Origin of the sequence: Pikeienuella piscinae (assembly GCF_011044155.1) — a bacterium.
GTDB lineage: Bacteria > Pseudomonadota > Alphaproteobacteria > Rhodobacterales > Rhodobacteraceae > Pikeienuella > Pikeienuella piscinae.
This window is the reverse complement of record NZ_CP049056.1, coordinates 2,868,841-2,882,648: the sequence shown is the minus strand read 5'-3', so window position 1 is coordinate 2,882,648 and position 13,808 is coordinate 2,868,841. Positions and strand designations below refer to the sequence as shown.

The 13,808-nt window shown below is 65.2% G+C and carries 15 protein-coding genes; 11 read left to right on the top strand and 4 right to left on the bottom strand.

All coding sequences use genetic code 11. The features are described 5' to 3' along the window. The first annotated feature begins 81 nt into the window (after window positions 1–81). The 3 genes from acnA to G5B40_RS13650 all read left to right on the top strand — a co-directional run bounded on the left by acnA (window position 82) and on the right by G5B40_RS13650 (window position 4,161). Window positions 82–2,832 (top strand): aconitate hydratase AcnA, encoded by a 2,751-nt coding sequence (acnA, locus tag G5B40_RS13660; protein WP_165099625.1) that lies wholly within the window; start codon window positions 82–84, stop codon window positions 2,830–2,832. 217 nt (window positions 2,833–3,049) lie between these two features. Then, window positions 3,050–3,355, top strand: a complete 306-nt coding sequence (locus tag G5B40_RS13655; RefSeq protein WP_246209522.1) for a DOPA 4,5-dioxygenase family protein — start codon at window positions 3,050–3,052, stop codon at window positions 3,353–3,355. A 62-nt stretch (window positions 3,356–3,417) separates the two neighbouring features. Beyond that, window positions 3,418–4,161, top strand: coding sequence for a DUF1223 domain-containing protein (locus G5B40_RS13650; protein WP_165099621.1), 744 nt, complete (start codon window positions 3,418–3,420; stop codon window positions 4,159–4,161). 28 nt (window positions 4,162–4,189) lie between these two features. Here the strand turns inward: G5B40_RS13650 and nthA are convergent, their stop codons facing one another. Genes nthA through G5B40_RS13630 form a run of 4 tightly spaced genes read right to left on the bottom strand, consistent with a single transcriptional unit; the run spans window position 4,190 to window position 5,984 of the window. Further along, a complete protein-coding gene (gene nthA, locus G5B40_RS13645; RefSeq protein ID WP_246209521.1) occupies window positions 4,190–4,843 on the bottom strand; it encodes a nitrile hydratase subunit alpha in 654 nt (217 codons plus the stop codon). Then, window positions 4,830–5,120, bottom strand: a complete 291-nt coding sequence (locus G5B40_RS21420; protein WP_211907330.1) for an SH3-like domain-containing protein — start codon at window positions 5,118–5,120, stop codon at window positions 4,830–4,832. Before G5B40_RS21420 ends, nthA begins: the two co-directional genes overlap by 14 nt. A gap of 23 nt (window positions 5,121–5,143) precedes the next feature. Further along, window positions 5,144–5,497, bottom strand: coding sequence for an SH3-like domain-containing protein (locus G5B40_RS21415; protein WP_281350512.1), 354 nt, complete (start codon window positions 5,495–5,497; stop codon window positions 5,144–5,146). 31 nt (window positions 5,498–5,528) lie between these two features. After that, a complete protein-coding gene (locus tag G5B40_RS13630) occupies window positions 5,529–5,984 on the bottom strand; it encodes a GatB/YqeY domain-containing protein (protein ID WP_165099619.1) in 456 nt (151 codons plus the stop codon). A 185-nt stretch (window positions 5,985–6,169) separates the two neighbouring features. On the opposite strand from G5B40_RS13630, the gene carA reads away from it, so the two are divergent. From carA to G5B40_RS13590, 8 genes are all read left to right on the top strand, one after another. After that, window positions 6,170–7,309 (top strand): glutamine-hydrolyzing carbamoyl-phosphate synthase small subunit, encoded by a 1,140-nt coding sequence (carA, locus tag G5B40_RS13625; RefSeq protein WP_165099617.1) that lies wholly within the window; start codon window positions 6,170–6,172, stop codon window positions 7,307–7,309. Window positions 7,310–7,452: 143 nt separating this feature from the next. Continuing rightward, entirely contained in the window at window positions 7,453–9,333 is a 1,881-nt protein-coding gene (locus G5B40_RS13620) for a glycosyltransferase family 2 protein (protein WP_165099615.1), read from the top strand. A 963-nt stretch (window positions 9,334–10,296) separates the two neighbouring features. After that, window positions 10,297–10,803, top strand: coding sequence for a ParA family protein (locus tag G5B40_RS13615; protein WP_165099613.1), 507 nt, complete (start codon window positions 10,297–10,299; stop codon window positions 10,801–10,803). Then, window positions 10,776–10,943, top strand: coding sequence for a hypothetical protein (locus G5B40_RS13610; RefSeq protein ID WP_165099611.1), 168 nt, complete (start codon window positions 10,776–10,778; stop codon window positions 10,941–10,943). The genes G5B40_RS13615 and G5B40_RS13610 overlap by 28 nt, the downstream gene beginning before the upstream one ends. A 42-nt stretch (window positions 10,944–10,985) precedes the next feature. Next, window positions 10,986–12,368 (top strand): 30S ribosomal protein S12 methylthiotransferase RimO, encoded by a 1,383-nt coding sequence (rimO, locus tag G5B40_RS13605; RefSeq protein ID WP_165099609.1) that lies wholly within the window; start codon window positions 10,986–10,988, stop codon window positions 12,366–12,368. A gap of 11 nt (window positions 12,369–12,379) precedes the next feature. Then, entirely contained in the window at window positions 12,380–12,613 is a 234-nt protein-coding gene (locus G5B40_RS13600; RefSeq protein WP_165099607.1) for a hypothetical protein, read from the top strand. Then, window positions 12,610–13,152 carry a GNAT family N-acetyltransferase gene (locus G5B40_RS13595; RefSeq protein ID WP_165099604.1) on the top strand — a complete coding sequence of 181 codons (543 nt, stop codon included), beginning with the start codon at window positions 12,610–12,612 and terminating at the stop codon, window positions 13,150–13,152. The genes G5B40_RS13600 and G5B40_RS13595 overlap by 4 nt, the downstream gene beginning before the upstream one ends. After that, window positions 13,149–13,778 (top strand): Asp/Glu racemase, encoded by a 630-nt coding sequence (locus G5B40_RS13590; RefSeq protein WP_165099601.1) that lies wholly within the window; start codon window positions 13,149–13,151, stop codon window positions 13,776–13,778. Before G5B40_RS13595 ends, G5B40_RS13590 begins: the two co-directional genes overlap by 4 nt. Window positions 13,779–13,808 lie beyond the last annotated feature (30 nt).

The window sequence follows — 13,808 nt, the reverse complement described above, 5'->3', positions numbered from 1 at the left end:
TCAGCGATGAACCGCACCAGGAATTCTCAGGATGCGTCCATGAGGACGGCATCCGCCCAGCGTTCAGCCAGGAGGCACTTCATGACCGTGATCGTCGGCAAGGACACCGCCAGGACCCGCAAGGAGTTGAAGGCGGGCGGCGCCAAAGTCTCCTATTATTCGATTCCCGCGGCGGAGGCCGCCGGTCTCGGTGAATTCTCGCGTCTGCCCTCCGCTCTGAAGGTGGTGCTGGAGAACATGCTCCGCTTCGAGGACGGCAAGACCGTCACCACCGACGACATAAAGGCCTTCGCGGAATGGGCGAAGAACGGCGGCCGGAACCCGCGCGAGATCGCCTATCGCCCGGCGCGCGTGCTGATGCAGGATTTCACCGGCGTCCCGGCGGTGGTGGACCTCGCGGCGATGCGCGACGGGATCGTGGCGCTCGGCGGCGACGCCAAGATGATCAATCCGCTCAATCCGGTCGATCTGGTGATCGACCACTCGGTGATGATCGACGAGTTCGGCAATCCGCGCGCCTTTCAGATGAACGTAGACCGCGAATACGAGCGGAACATGGAGCGCTACACCTTCCTCAAATGGGGTCAGAGCGCCTTTGACAATTTCCGCGTCGTTCCGCCGGGAACCGGCATCTGCCATCAGGTGAATCTCGAATATCTCTCCAAGGCGGTCTGGACCGACAAGGACCAGGACGGCGCCGAGATCGCCTACCCGGATACGCTGGTCGGCACCGACAGCCACACGACGATGGTCAACGGCCTCGCGGTGCTCGGCTGGGGCGTCGGCGGCATCGAGGCCGAGGCGGCGATGCTCGGTCAGCCGATCTCCATGCTGATCCCCGAGGTCGTGGGTTTCAAGCTGACCGGCGAGATGGTCGAAGGCACCACCGCCACCGACCTCGTGCTGAAAGTCGTGCAGATGCTGCGCGAAAAGGGCGTCGTGGGCAAATTCGTCGAATTCTACGGCGACGGGCTGGACCGTCTGCCGCTGGCGGACCGCGCGACCATCGGCAACATGGCGCCGGAATACGGCGCCACCTGCGGTTTCTTCCCGATCGACGACGAGACGCTGCGCTATCTGCGCGTCTCCGGCCGCGAAGAGAGCACCATCGCGCTGGTCGAAGCTTACGCGAAAGAGAACGGGATGTGGCGCGGGCCGGATTACGATCCGATCTACACCGACACGCTGCATCTCGACATGGGTGAGATCGTGCCTGCGATCTCCGGCCCGAAGCGGCCGCAGGATTACACGCCCCTCACCAGGTCCGCGGCGGCGTTCATGGATGTGGTGAACGACTACCGTGGCATCAACGGAACCTCCGGCGGCAAGGAGATGGCGTCCGAAGGCCCGGCCCCGACCGCGCCGAGCGATCCGCGCAAGACCGGCGCCGTCGAAGGCGAGGATTACACGCTCCGCGACGGCTCCGTAGTGATCGCCTCGATCACCTCCTGCACCAACACCTCCAACCCCTATGTGATGATCGGGGCCGGGCTGGTGGCGCGGAAAGCCCGCGCGCTCGGCCTGAACCGCAAGCCCTGGGTCAAGACCTCGCTCGCACCCGGCTCCCAGGTCGTCTCCGAATATCTTGAGGCGGCGGGGTTGCAGGAGGATCTTGACGCCATCGGCTTCAACCTCGTCGGCTATGGCTGCACCACCTGCATCGGCAACTCCGGCCCCTTGCAGGAGGAGATTTCCAAGGCCATTGCCGACAACGACCTGATCGCGACCTCGGTCCTCTCGGGCAATCGCAACTTCGAGGGCCGGATCAGCCCGGACGTGCGGGCGAACTATCTCGCCTCGCCGCCGCTTGTGGTCGTCTACGCTCTGGCGGGGGACATGAACATCAACCTGACCACCGATCCGATCGGCCAGGACAAGGACGGCAACGACGTCTACATGAAGGACATCTGGCCGACGACGAAGGAGATCGCGGATCTGGTCGAGAAGACGGTGACCCGCGAAGCGTTCCAGTCGAAATACGCCGACGTATTCAAGGGCGACGAGAAATGGCGCGCGGTCGAAACCACCGACAGCCTGACTTACGATTGGCCGCCGACCTCCACCTACGTGCAGAACCCACCCTATTTTCAGGGTATGTCGAAAGACGCGGGCGTTATCTCCGACGTCAAGGACGCCCGCGTCCTGGCGATTCTCGGCGACATGGTGACGACCGACCACATCTCGCCCGCCGGCTCGTTCAAAGCGTCCACCCCGGCCGGCAAATATCTTATCGAACACCAGGTGCCGGTGAGAGAGTTCAACTCCTACGGCTCGCGGCGCGGCAATCACGAAGTGATGATGCGCGGCACCTTCGCCAATATCCGTATCAGGAACGAGATGCTGGACGGAGTCGAAGGCGGCTACACGAAGGGGCCGGACGGTGAGCAGACCTCTATATACGACGCCGCGATGGCGCATATCGCGAACGGCACGCCGCTGGTGATCTTCGCCGGCGAGCAATACGGCGCCGGGTCATCGCGCGACTGGGCGGCGAAGGGCACCGCGCTCCTCGGCGTGAAGGCGGTGATTGCGGAGAATTTCGAGCGCATCCACCGCTCCAACCTCGTCGGCATGGGCGTCATTCCGTTCGAATTCACCGGCGGGGATAACCGGAAGACGCTTGGTCTGACGGGCGACGAGTCCGTCTCCATCACCGGGCTTTCAGGCGGTCTGAGACCGCTCGCCGAAGTGCCGGCCACGATCACCCGCGCCGACGGGACGGTGAAGGAGATCACGCTGAAATGCCGGATCGATACCGAGGTCGAGATCGAATATATCGAGAATGGGGGCGTCCTACATTACGTCCTTCGCAATCTCGCGAAGGCCGGATAATCGACATGGGCTCTGAAAACCGGTGAAGCCGCGCTCCGCCGCCGCTGGCGGCGGAGTCGATTTTGTCGGGGATCGGCGCCCTGGCGCGCTTTTTTCCGGAGCCAGCATTCGTCATACTCCGCGGATGACAGACGCGACCACTCCTCCCCCCCGAATTCTCGATCCCGACCAATTGATCGACTCATATCACGCCCACATATATTTCGACGCGACGACAATGGACGCGGCCATCGCGCTGTCCGAGGCCGCCGCCGCGCGTTTCGAGCTCGTCCTCGGGCGGGCGCATACCGGCCCCGTCGGGCCACATCCGATGGGTTCGCGCCAACTCGCATGCGCACCGGCGGTCTTCGCCGCGCTGCTCCCCTGGCTCGCGCTGAACCGTAACGGTCTGATCGTCTTCGCGCATCCGGAAACCGGCGATCCCCTCGCGGATCACCGCGACCGCGCGATCTGGCTCGGCGCCGGGCTGCCGCTGGACCTCTCGATATTCGGCAGGGACGCGACCGTCCTCCCGAAGTCTTGACTCGCATGTGCCCGGACGCGGGCGTAGTTCTCGGATAATCCGGTCATCTGGGGGTCATGCGCATGGGGCGCCACGCAATCTCGATCGCAATCTCGATCTTCGCCGCCGCCATCGCGGCGCTGGGCGCGGGACCGGTGGCTGCGCAGGCGACCGGGCATCCTGTCGTGGTCGAGCTTTTCACCTCGCAGGGATGCTCCTCATGCCCGCCGGCGGATGAAGAACTGGGCAGGATCGCCGCGCGCGACGATGTCATCGCACTGTCGCTGCACGTCGATTACTGGGATTACCTGGGCTGGCGCGACCTATTCGGCTCACCTGACCACACGACCCGGCAGCGCGCCTACGCCGAAACGATGAACGAGCGCATGATCTATACGCCGCAAATGGTGATTCAGGGACGTGAACACGCCATCGGCAGCCAGGTCGAAAAAGTGCGCGCCGCGATTGAGCGCCAGCTCGCTGCGCCCGCCCCGGCGCGGGTGAGCTTGCGGCTCGAGGGGAACGATATACTAGTGGAAGTCACGCCCGGCGCCCCGCCGCCCGGAGAATCCGGAAAGATGAAGGGCGAACTGCTGATGGCTCTCTTTTCCGACACCGAGCGGGTCGAGATCAAGAAGGGCGAGAACCGCGGCCGCGACATGGTCTACCACAATGTCGTGAAGGGCTGGTCGGATCTTGGCGGATGGGATGGCGCGCCGCTGTCGCTGCGTGCGCCCCGTCCTACCGGCGTCGATGGGGTCGCGGTGCTGGTGCAGGATGGGGCCGGCGGGCCGATCCTCGGGGCGGCGCGGGTTTCGCTTCACTGACGCCGCCGCGCTTCTCGCGCGAAATGTCTTATGCGGTGGGCACCGCAACGCCGATCATCGCATCCCGGCCGACCAGCGCCGCGAGCGCGGCCTCATCCATATCTTCCGTTCCCGCGGGCCGCATCGGCAGAACGAGATAGCGCATGTCCGCAGTCGAGTCGTGGACCTGCACGTCCGTTCCCTCGGGAAGTGTCAGACCGAACTCCGCCAGAACCTTCCGCGGCTCGATAACCGTGCGGCTCCGATAGGCGCGCTGCTTGTACCAGTCCGGCGGCAGACCAAGAAGATTGCGCGGATAGCAGGAGCAAAGCGTGCAGACGACGACGTTATGCGTCTCAGGCGTGTTCTCGACCACGATCAGCTTCATCGCCTCGACGGGAACGCCCATCTCCGCGCATGCGGCGGATCCATCGGCGAGGAGCCGCGCCTTGAATTCGGGATCGGTCCAGGCCCGCGCTACGACCGCCGCGCCGAGCGCCGGCGAACGCGCGTCCATCGCAGCCACCTGCTCCGCAATCTCCGCCTCCGATGTCACGCCCTTCTCCACCAGAAGTTCGCGCACGGCGATCTCCATCCGCTGAAAATAGCTGAGCGGCGCGTCCTGATCGGGGCGATAGGGGTGGCCGGAAGGGCTCATACCCTCGTGATGATGGTCATGGTCGTGATGATCATGCGGGGGCATCTGCGGGCTCCAGCCAGTTGTCGAATATTTCCGCGTCGAGCCGATCCTCCGGCCGCTCCGCCGCCGCGCCCCAGATCGCATCCATGGAGAAGCGCACGCGGTAGAGGCGTCGTGGCGGCGCATCGGTCCGGCCATAGGCCAGCGCCTCCGGATCTCCGGTCTCGCCCAAGTCACGCTCGATCACGCCGATCTTGCCACGCAGATACCAAGGTGTGCGCACATGGCCCGGCGGCGCAAGCGGCAGCAGCCGGACGGCTTCGCCAACTTGATAGGGCATGATCTCCTCCTTCGCCCTTATGGCTAATCGCCGAGCGAGCACTCGCCGTAGGTTTCGCCCCGCGCCGCCACTTCCTCCATCTTCACGCCAAGTTCTCCCGGCGTGAAGACGCCCGCCTCCATGAGGTTCTGCGTGACAGACTGCACCCAGCGTTCGTAATAGCTCTGTGTCTCGAATGCCTCGCGCGGCATGTCCTCCAGCACGCGGCGCAGGCCATCGACGGTGAAATAGCCCTTGGATGATGCGAGCACCATCAACGCATCGACGCGTTTTTCCCAAAGCGCGTAATCGTGCGATTCGCGGTCGATGGCGCCGGCCGGATCATCGCCCAGGCCGCCCATGTCGTGCCAGCGCCGCCCGGGCTCGTTCGCGTTCATCGTGCAGCCTCCCCGCCCAAGCCCGCCGGGATCAGCCCAGCGCCTGACGCACCGTCGCGCCAACCTTGCCGAAATCCATCCGCCCCGGATACTTTGCTTTCAGAACGCCCATCACCTTGCCCATGTCCTTGATCGTGTGGGCCTCGGAATCGCGGATCGCCTCGCGCACCGCCGCCGTCACCTCCTCCGGCGGCAGGGGTTTGGGCATGAACTCACGGATCACCCGGATCTCCGCGCGTTCCTGTTTCGCGAGCTCTGGGCGCCCGCCCTCGTCATAGGCTTTGGCGCTTTCCTCTCGCTGCCTGACCATCTTGGCGAGCACGTCGAGCGTCGCCGCATCGGTCAGTTCCGTCGGGTCGTCGCCGCCCCGCGCGGCGATTTCCCGCTCATTGAGGGCGGCGACAACCAAGCGGAGCGTACAGACGCGCAACTGCTCCTTGTCCTTCATCGCCGCTTTCAGCGCGGTGTTGATCCGATCGCGCAACATGGTGTTTCCCGGTAGCGTCGCTCCTGCGACATTCACGGCCAACTTAGCGCAGACGTAACGCTTTCGCAAATTCTACAGAATTCGGTAACGCTCTGTTTTTATACACTTAATCGGAGCGAAGCCTGCTGTTGACGGCGCCTCTCAGCTTCAATAGCTTCCGGCGACTCACCGTTAGGAAAATACCCATGCCTGCGCTTGCGCCGCCCAACGCCTGTCTCGCTCTCGCCGACGGAACGCTGTTCCATGGCCGCGGGTTCGGCGCCACCGGCGTCGCAGCCGGCGAACTATGCTTCAACACCGCGATGACCGGGTATCAGGAGATCATGACCGATCCCTCTTATGCGGGGCAGATCGTCACCTTCACCTTCCCGCATATCGGCAATACCGGCGCCAATCTGGAAGACGACGAAACTGAACGGCCCGCCGCGCTCGGCATGGTGACGCGGATGGACCCGACGGCGCCCTCGAACTGGCGCGCGACCGAATCGCTTTCAGACTGGCTCGCCCGGCGCGGGCGAATCGCGATCGGCGGCGTCGACACCAGGCGCCTGACCCGGACGATCCGGCACAAAGGCATGCCACACGCGGCGCTCGGTTTCTCCAACGATGGCGCGCCTGACAGCGAAAGACTAATCGAGATCGCGCGCGCGTTCGCCGGCCTCGAAGGCGCTGACCTGGCCAGGGACGTCACGTGTCCGCAATCCTACCGCTGGGACGAGGGACGCTGGGACTGGCCCGGCGGCTATCCCCGGCGGGAGGCCGGGTCGAAAAAGGTTGTCGCAATCGATTTCGGCGCGAAGCGCAACATTCTGCGTTGTCTCGTTTCAGCCGGGGCGGACGTCATCGTGTTGCCGGCCCAGGCCACGGCCGAAGAAGTGCTGGCGCACCGCCCGGACGGCGTCTTTCTCTCCAACGGGCCAGGCGACCCGGCGGCGACCGGCGTTTACGCCGTGCCCATGATCCGGGGCGTTCTGGAGGCGGGGGTTCCGCTATTCGGAATCTGTCTCGGCCACCAGATGCTGGCGCTGGCGCTCGGCGCGCAGACTGTCAAGATGAACCATGGCCATCATGGCGCGAATCACCCGGTGCGCGAAGTGGCGACGGGGAAAGTCGAGATCACCTCAATGAACCACGGATTCGCGGTGGATGGCCAGACACTGCCTGCCGGCGTCGAAGAGACCCATGTCTCGCTCTTCGATGGATCGAATTGCGGCATTCGGGTGAAGGGCAAGCCGGTATTCTCGGTCCAGCATCATCCGGAGGCGAGCCCCGGGCCGAAAGACAGTTTCTACCTTTTCGAACGGTTCCTCACATCCATGGGATGAGCGACGTCGCGGCCAGGCGGCGTTAGCGGTTAATCAGCTCTTAATCGTTGTACGACAGACTTCCCTTTCCGCGTCACCCGTGCGCGGATCCTGGGGGGAGCGATGCCGATGGCGGGATATATCGTCCTGCGACGCGCGCGCTGATGGCGAAGGACCGAGAAGCGCGCCCAAACTACCATGGCGACCACCGACGTTTGGGGGAGATCCTTCTCGCCGAAGGGGTGATCGACCGGGACGCGCTCGCGCTCTCGCTCATCGCTCAGCGCGACAGCCGTGCGCGGATCGGCGAGATCCTCGTCGTGCGCGGGGGCGTCGACCGTTCCGCCGTCGCCGCGGCCGCCGCCCGACAGGCGGGGTTCGAGTTCATCGATCTCCGGTTCTCTTCGCTCGACGCCGCGCTGATTCGCCCGGAGGATATTGATCTCTTCATTCGTGAGCGCATCGCGCCATGGCGGATAGAGGCGGGCGTCGTCATCTATGTCGCCGCCACCCCCGACGCCGCCGCAGCCCGTCTGGCGCAGCGGGGCGGGGGATCGACCGACGTCGCCGCGGTCGAGGCGCGGGCGCTGTCGCGGGCTTTGATCGACGCCTGCGGACCGCGCCTGGCCGAGCGCTCCGCCGTGCGGCGGCCTGATGCAAGGAGCCTTCGCTCTGGCGCCGCCGGCTGGCAGCGCGGCGCAGCGGTCGCCGCGCTGACCGGCGCGGCCGCGCTTGCGGTGACGCGCCCGGATCTGGCGCTCGCCCTCTTCCTTTGGTCATCGGCGGGGGTGATGATCGCCAATGGCGGGCTCTGGGGCGCCGCGCTTCTTGCTCACCCGCGCGCGCGCCCGCAGGCGCGCAAGCAAACGCGCGAATCCGCGGATTTTCGCCCTCTCCCAGTCGTCAGTCTGCTTGTGCCGCTCTATCACGAACCGGAGACTGCGCCGCTTCTGCTCCGCTCTCTCAGCGCGCTGGACTACCCGCCCGAACTCCTCGATATTAAGGTGATCCTGGAGCGTGACGACAGTGCGACGCTGGATGCGCTGAAGGCGCTGAACCCGCCGCCGCATGTCGAGATTCTGATCGCTCCCGACGGCGCGCCCCGCACCAAGCCGCGCGCGCTGAATTTCGCGCTCGATTTCGCGCGCGGCGCGTTCATCGGGGTCTATGACGCCGAGGACAGACCAGCGCCCGACCAGATTCGCAAGATCGCCGCGCAGTTCACCGCAGAAGCCCCGGATGTCGCCTGCATCCAGGCCCGGCTTGGCTACTACAACGCCACTGAAAACTGGCTGACGCGCTGTTTCGAGATTGAATACGCAAGCTGGTTCGATGCGATGCTGCCGGGACTGTTCGGGCTCGGCATGCCGATTCCGCTCGGCGGCACGTCGCTTTTCATTCGCCGCGAGGCGCTGGAGACCGCCGGGGGCTGGGACAGCCACAACGTGACCGAGGATGCTGATCTCGGCATGATGCTGGCGCGCGCCGGGCTGAAGACAGCGCTATCCGATTCGCTGACCGAGGAGGAGGCGAGCAGCCGCCCGGGCGCCTGGATCCGGCAGCGCTCCCGCTGGCTGAAAGGTTACCTCTCCACCTGGGTGACGCACATGCGCCGGCCCGTGGAGCTTCTCGCGGATCTCGGAGCGTGGCGGTTTATCGGCTTCAACCTGATCCTGCTTTGCGCAGTGCTCGGCTATCTACTGCTACCCTGGCTCTGGCTCGCGTCACTCGCGGGATTCTGGGTCAATCTTCGCGCCGCCGGGGCCGGCGCCGCGACCGACGCGCTCGTCATCACGACATCCGCCGTGTTGCCGATCATGTTCGCCGCCGCGGCTTTCGGCCTTTGGCGACGGGACCGACTCAATCTGGTCGGCTGGGTGTTGACGCTGCCGCTTTACTGGGCGTTCGGCGCCGCGGCCGCCTATCTGGCGCTATGGGAGCTGGTAAGCGCGCCCTCGAAATGGCGAAAGACGCGACACGGCGTCGGCCGGATCGCCGCTGAACTGCGCCGCTCCGCCCTCTCGTCACGGGACCCGGGGGAATAGCGCGACGGAGCCGCAAGGCGGTCGCCCGTATTCACGGTATCTTGACCCCGGCGATGGCCGACTTCGTCGCAATCGGCTGCTTATCGCGATTATGATCCCGCTTTCATCAGGGTCACGCCGACCGCCGGACATGAAAACGGCGTTCCGGGGTGTGGGGCATTTCCCGGAACGCCGTATCGGGCGATCATGGATCGCTCGGTTCAGGACTTCCATACCCGTTGTGGGGCGGGATGGTTCCGGATCAAGCCTAATGTGGAGGGGGCCTGACCCATCGTCGCTGTTCGTAACGATCAAGCTACACCATTTCACCAATTCCGCGAGCCGCTTCTCATCGCCGCCAGTCGTTATTCGTCATTAACCAAGCCTCGTGAATAATTCTTCATCGCTCCAACGCATGGATGGCCGCCGAAGCGTCACACGAACGCCATTCATTGGCGCAGACCGGAGAGTGCGGTCACGAAAGCCCGTATCTTCCTGACTTCAATTGCGAAAATCGTGAACTTGCAGAATCCTGTGGTTCACTTGGCGTGAGCCACGCAGCGCGCGGCGCTTGCAATACCGCTCACAGAGGGACTCGGCTATTCACGAATGGCTTTTATTGTAAGGGCGCGCCCGCCCTGGCAAGGAGAGCCAGAGCGCCGAATCGGGCGCGAATCGCGCTTTCGCCCCCGCATTCGGGCTTTGACGATTCTCGTATTACACGATCGGCGCCTCTGTTTTCACGTTCCGGTCCACGTCGTCCACGCCACCCCTTGTGATCAGAGCGCCAGTCTGGGCGGAAGCACGATCCGAACCGCACGTTCGACCACGAGCGAAGGCGCGGTGCGGATCGGCGGTAAACGGAAGGAACCAGGAACACGCAACTCGTTTCCAACGCAGAATCCGCGCCAAAAAGGCCAGGCTCAATTGCTGCACTGCAACAGTTCTGTTATGAGGATGCGAACCGCTACTCGCGAGGCGAATATGGCCAAGGTTCTCACATTCGCTCAACAGAAGGGCGGCTCGGGCAAGACGACGCTGCTCACCCAGCTCGCCGTCGTGTATGCGAGCGGCGGCGGCGGGGTCGGCCGGAAGCGGCGGATCGGCCTGATCGATCTCGACCCGCAGCGGACGCTCACATCGTGGATGGACGAGCGGATTCGCGGGCGCGGCGAACCTGACATGGACCTGATTGAATCGAGCGAATGGCGCGTCGGAACGGATATCGGCAAAGCGGCGCGTGATTCCGACTTGATCATGATCGACTGTCCGGGCGCCGCGGACGTGATGCTGAACCGCGTTCTGCGTGAGACCGACCTTGTCATCAGCCCGGTCCAGCCATCGGCGCCAGACGTCTGGGCGACCCGAGCGACGCTGAGAGCCGCCGCCAAACAGGGCGCGGACGCCCGCGTGGTTCTCAACCGGGTGCCCCCCGTGGCCTGGTGGCAGAGGAAATGGCGGCGATGCTTGAGGCGGAAGGCGCCGAGCTGATGGCCCAGCGGATCGGCAACCGCATCGCCTTCGCCGCCGCATTCGGCAAGGGCGGGGCGGTCACCGAAACGGCGAAATCCTCGAAAGCGGCGACAGAGATCATGGCGCTCGCCGTCGAAATCCTGAAAAAGCTCGGCTAGAGCGCGCTGGTTTCCCGCCCGCTCGTTCTGTATACGCGCGCGATGAAACTCAACCCGCCAGAACTTCGCCCGGACCTCGCGCCGCGCATCAACGCCGCAGAACCGCCGCGCCCAGGCCAGCCGCGGGTCGGCATGGTGTCGCTCGGTTGCCCGAAAGCGCTGGTGGATTCCGAACGTATCCTGACCCGACTTCGGGCGGAGGGCTATGCGCTCTCGCCCGATTATCAGGGGGCCGGCGCGGTGATCGTTAACACATGCGGCTTTCTGGACAGCGCGAAGGCGGAAAGCCTGGAGGCGATCGGCGAAGCGCTGACGGAGAACGGCAGGGTCATCGTCACAGGTTGCCTCGGCGCCGACGAGGGCCTGATCAGGGAGAAGCACCCGAAGGTGCTGGCCGTCACCGGCCCGCAGCAATACGAGGCGGTGCTGGACGCGGTGCACGCCGCGCTCCCCCCCGCGCCCGACCCGTTCGTCGATCTGATCCCGGCGGCGGGCGTCCGGCTGACGCCGCGCCATTACGCCTATCTGAAAATCTCGGAAGGCTGCGATCACAAATGCCGGTTCTGCGTCATCCCTGCGATGCGCGGCCCGTTGCGCTCGCGCCCCGCCGGCGCGGTGCTGCGCGAAGCCGAGCGGCTGGCGGAGGCCGGCGTGAAGGAGCTTCTGGTGATCAGCCAAGACACCTCCGCCTATGGAAAGGACATCGCTTACGCCGAAAGCCCCTGGCGCGGCGCGGCGCGGCGCGCGCATATCACCGATCTTGCGTCGGCCCTGGGCGAGCTCGGCATATGGGTGCGCCTCCATTATATCTATCCTTATCCGCATGTGGATCGGCTGATCCCGCTGATGGCGGAGGGGAAGGTGCTTCCTTATCTCGACATTCCTTTCCAGCATTCTCATCCCGATGTCCTGAAACGCATGGCGCGCCCCGCCGCCTCCGCGAAGACGCTGGACCGGATCGCGGCCTGGCGGCGCGAGCGCCCCGACATCGCGCTCCGCTCGACCTTCATCGTCGGCTATCCGGGAGAGACCGAGGCGGAGTTCGCACATCTGCTCGACTGGCTGCGCGAGGCCCGGCTCGATCGGGTCGGCTGCTTCAAGTACGAGAATGTCGCCGGCGCGCGCGCAAACGCGCTTGAAGGTCATCTTCCCGACGAGGTGAAGGAGGAACGCTACGCCCGCTTCATGGAGGTTTCGCAGCGGATCTCCGAGGAAAAGATGGCCGCGCGGGTCGGAACCCGGATCGAGGTCATTGTAGATGAGGTCGATGACGAGGGCGCCGTCGCGCGCTCGAAGATGGACGCCCCGGAAATCGATGGCCAGGTTTTCATCGATGAGGGATTCGCGGGCCTCGCCCCCGGCAATATCGTCGAGGTGACGATCGAGGAGGCCGCCGAATACGACCTCTGGGCGCGACGGACCTGAACGGAGGCGGGATGTTCACCATCGAGCACGAATTCGACGCCAGCGTGGTGACGCTGGTCGATGAGGGCGCGGCGCCGCTGAAGGAGGATGTCGCGATCAACATCTTCGACGATTGCGTCACCGTCGAACAATACGATCCGCGACGCGACGAGACGCTGCGCGTCACCCTCTCGTTCAACCAGCTCCGCGATCTGCAGGCGGCGCTGAACCTGCCGGAGGGCAGCTACCGGCTTCCCCGGAAATGAGGCTGGAGACTGGACGGCTGATCCTGCGGCCGTTCGAGGCGAACGATCACGCGCCCTTCGCCGAATTGAACGCAGACCCTGAGGTGATGGCGCATTTTCCAGCGCCGCTGGGCCGCGCGGAGAGCGACGATCTCATCGCCACGATTCGTGAACGGACCTTGGCGCACGGTTTCGGGTTCGCCGCGATCGCGGAAGAAGGCGGCGGTTTTCTTGGGATGTGCGGCCTCAATCGTCCCGGCTTCGCGGCGCATTTCACCCCCTGCGTCGAGATCGGCTGGCGGCTTCGGCGCGCGGCATGGGGCAGGGGATTCGCATCGGAGGCGGCGCGCGCCTGGCTGACATACGGTTTCACGACGCTCGAACTCGACGAGATCGTCGCCTTCACGACGACCGGCAACCACCGCTCTATGGCGGTGATGGAGAGGATCGGCATGGTCCGCGAAAGGGTTGGCGGGTTCATGCATCCGGCCCTCAAACGTGAAAGCCCGCTCGCGCCGCATGTGCTATACCGGTTGGCGAGAAGGGATCATGACACATGAAAATCGCATGTCTGCACACGCTTGACGCCAACGCCGCGCTCTTCGACGCCGCATGTCCGCCGGGTGTCGAGCTGATTCACGGCGTTCGCGAGGATCTCTTGCAGCGCGCCCTCGCCGCCGGCGAGGCCGACGAGGGTATCATCGAGGAGACGGCCGCCGCGCTCCGCGCGCTGGCGGAGGAAAGCGGCGCTGACGGGGTTCTGCTCACCTGCACCACGATCGCGGCGGGCGCCGAACGCGCCGGCGCGGTGCGGGTGGACGCCGCGCTGGCCGAGGAAGCGGCGCGCGCCGCCGGGGAGGGCGGCCTGATCGATGTTCTGATCACCGTCCCGACAACCGAAGCGCCGACCCGCGCGATCTTCGAACGGTTCGCTCTACCCGCCGGCGCACGGCTGACGATCACGTTCATCGAAGGAGCGCTCGCGGCGTTTCAAGCGCGTGACCTCGATACCTACGCCCACATCATCGCCGCCGCGATCGACCGTTCGACCGCCGATATTGTCGCACTCGCGCAGGCGTCGATGGCGCCAGCGGCGGCGCTCGCGTCGCGACCGGCGCTGACCAGCCCGTCCGCCGGGCTGTCCGCCGCGGTCGCGGCGACAGGGGCTGTTCCGCCCATGCGTTGATCTGCTAACGTCCGCGCAGAGAACGAGTCC

Coding starts and splice junctions, on each gene's coding strand:
- G5B40_RS13630 (WP_165099619.1), bottom strand. CDS start 5,984: ATGTTGCGCGATCGGATCAACACCGCGCTGAAAGCGGCGATGAAGGAC.
- G5B40_RS13595 (WP_165099604.1), top strand. CDS start 12,610: ATGAGGCTGGAGACTGGACGGCTGATCCTGCGGCCGTTCGAGGCGAAC.
- acnA (WP_165099625.1), top strand. CDS start 82: ATGACCGTGATCGTCGGCAAGGACACCGCCAGGACCCGCAAGGAGTTG.
- G5B40_RS13650 (WP_165099621.1), top strand. CDS start 3,418: ATGGGGCGCCACGCAATCTCGATCGCAATCTCGATCTTCGCCGCCGCC.
- G5B40_RS13620 (WP_165099615.1), top strand. CDS start 7,453: ATGGCGAAGGACCGAGAAGCGCGCCCAAACTACCATGGCGACCACCGA.
- G5B40_RS21415 (WP_281350512.1), bottom strand. CDS start 5,497: ATGAACGCGAACGAGCCCGGGCGGCGCTGGCACGACATGGGCGGCCTG.
- nthA (WP_246209521.1), bottom strand. CDS start 4,843: ATGCCCCCGCATGATCATCACGACCATGACCATCATCACGAGGGTATG.
- G5B40_RS13600 (WP_165099607.1), top strand. CDS start 12,380: ATGTTCACCATCGAGCACGAATTCGACGCCAGCGTGGTGACGCTGGTC.
- rimO (WP_165099609.1), top strand. CDS start 10,986: ATGAAACTCAACCCGCCAGAACTTCGCCCGGACCTCGCGCCGCGCATC.
- G5B40_RS13615 (WP_165099613.1), top strand. CDS start 10,297: ATGGCCAAGGTTCTCACATTCGCTCAACAGAAGGGCGGCTCGGGCAAG.
- G5B40_RS21420 (WP_211907330.1), bottom strand. CDS start 5,120: ATGCCCTATCAAGTTGGCGAAGCCGTCCGGCTGCTGCCGCTTGCGCCG.
- G5B40_RS13655 (WP_246209522.1), top strand. CDS start 3,050: ATGGACGCGGCCATCGCGCTGTCCGAGGCCGCCGCCGCGCGTTTCGAG.
- G5B40_RS13590 (WP_165099601.1), top strand. CDS start 13,149: ATGAAAATCGCATGTCTGCACACGCTTGACGCCAACGCCGCGCTCTTC.
- G5B40_RS13610 (WP_165099611.1), top strand. CDS start 10,776: ATGCTTGAGGCGGAAGGCGCCGAGCTGATGGCCCAGCGGATCGGCAAC.
- carA (WP_165099617.1), top strand. CDS start 6,170: ATGCCTGCGCTTGCGCCGCCCAACGCCTGTCTCGCTCTCGCCGACGGA.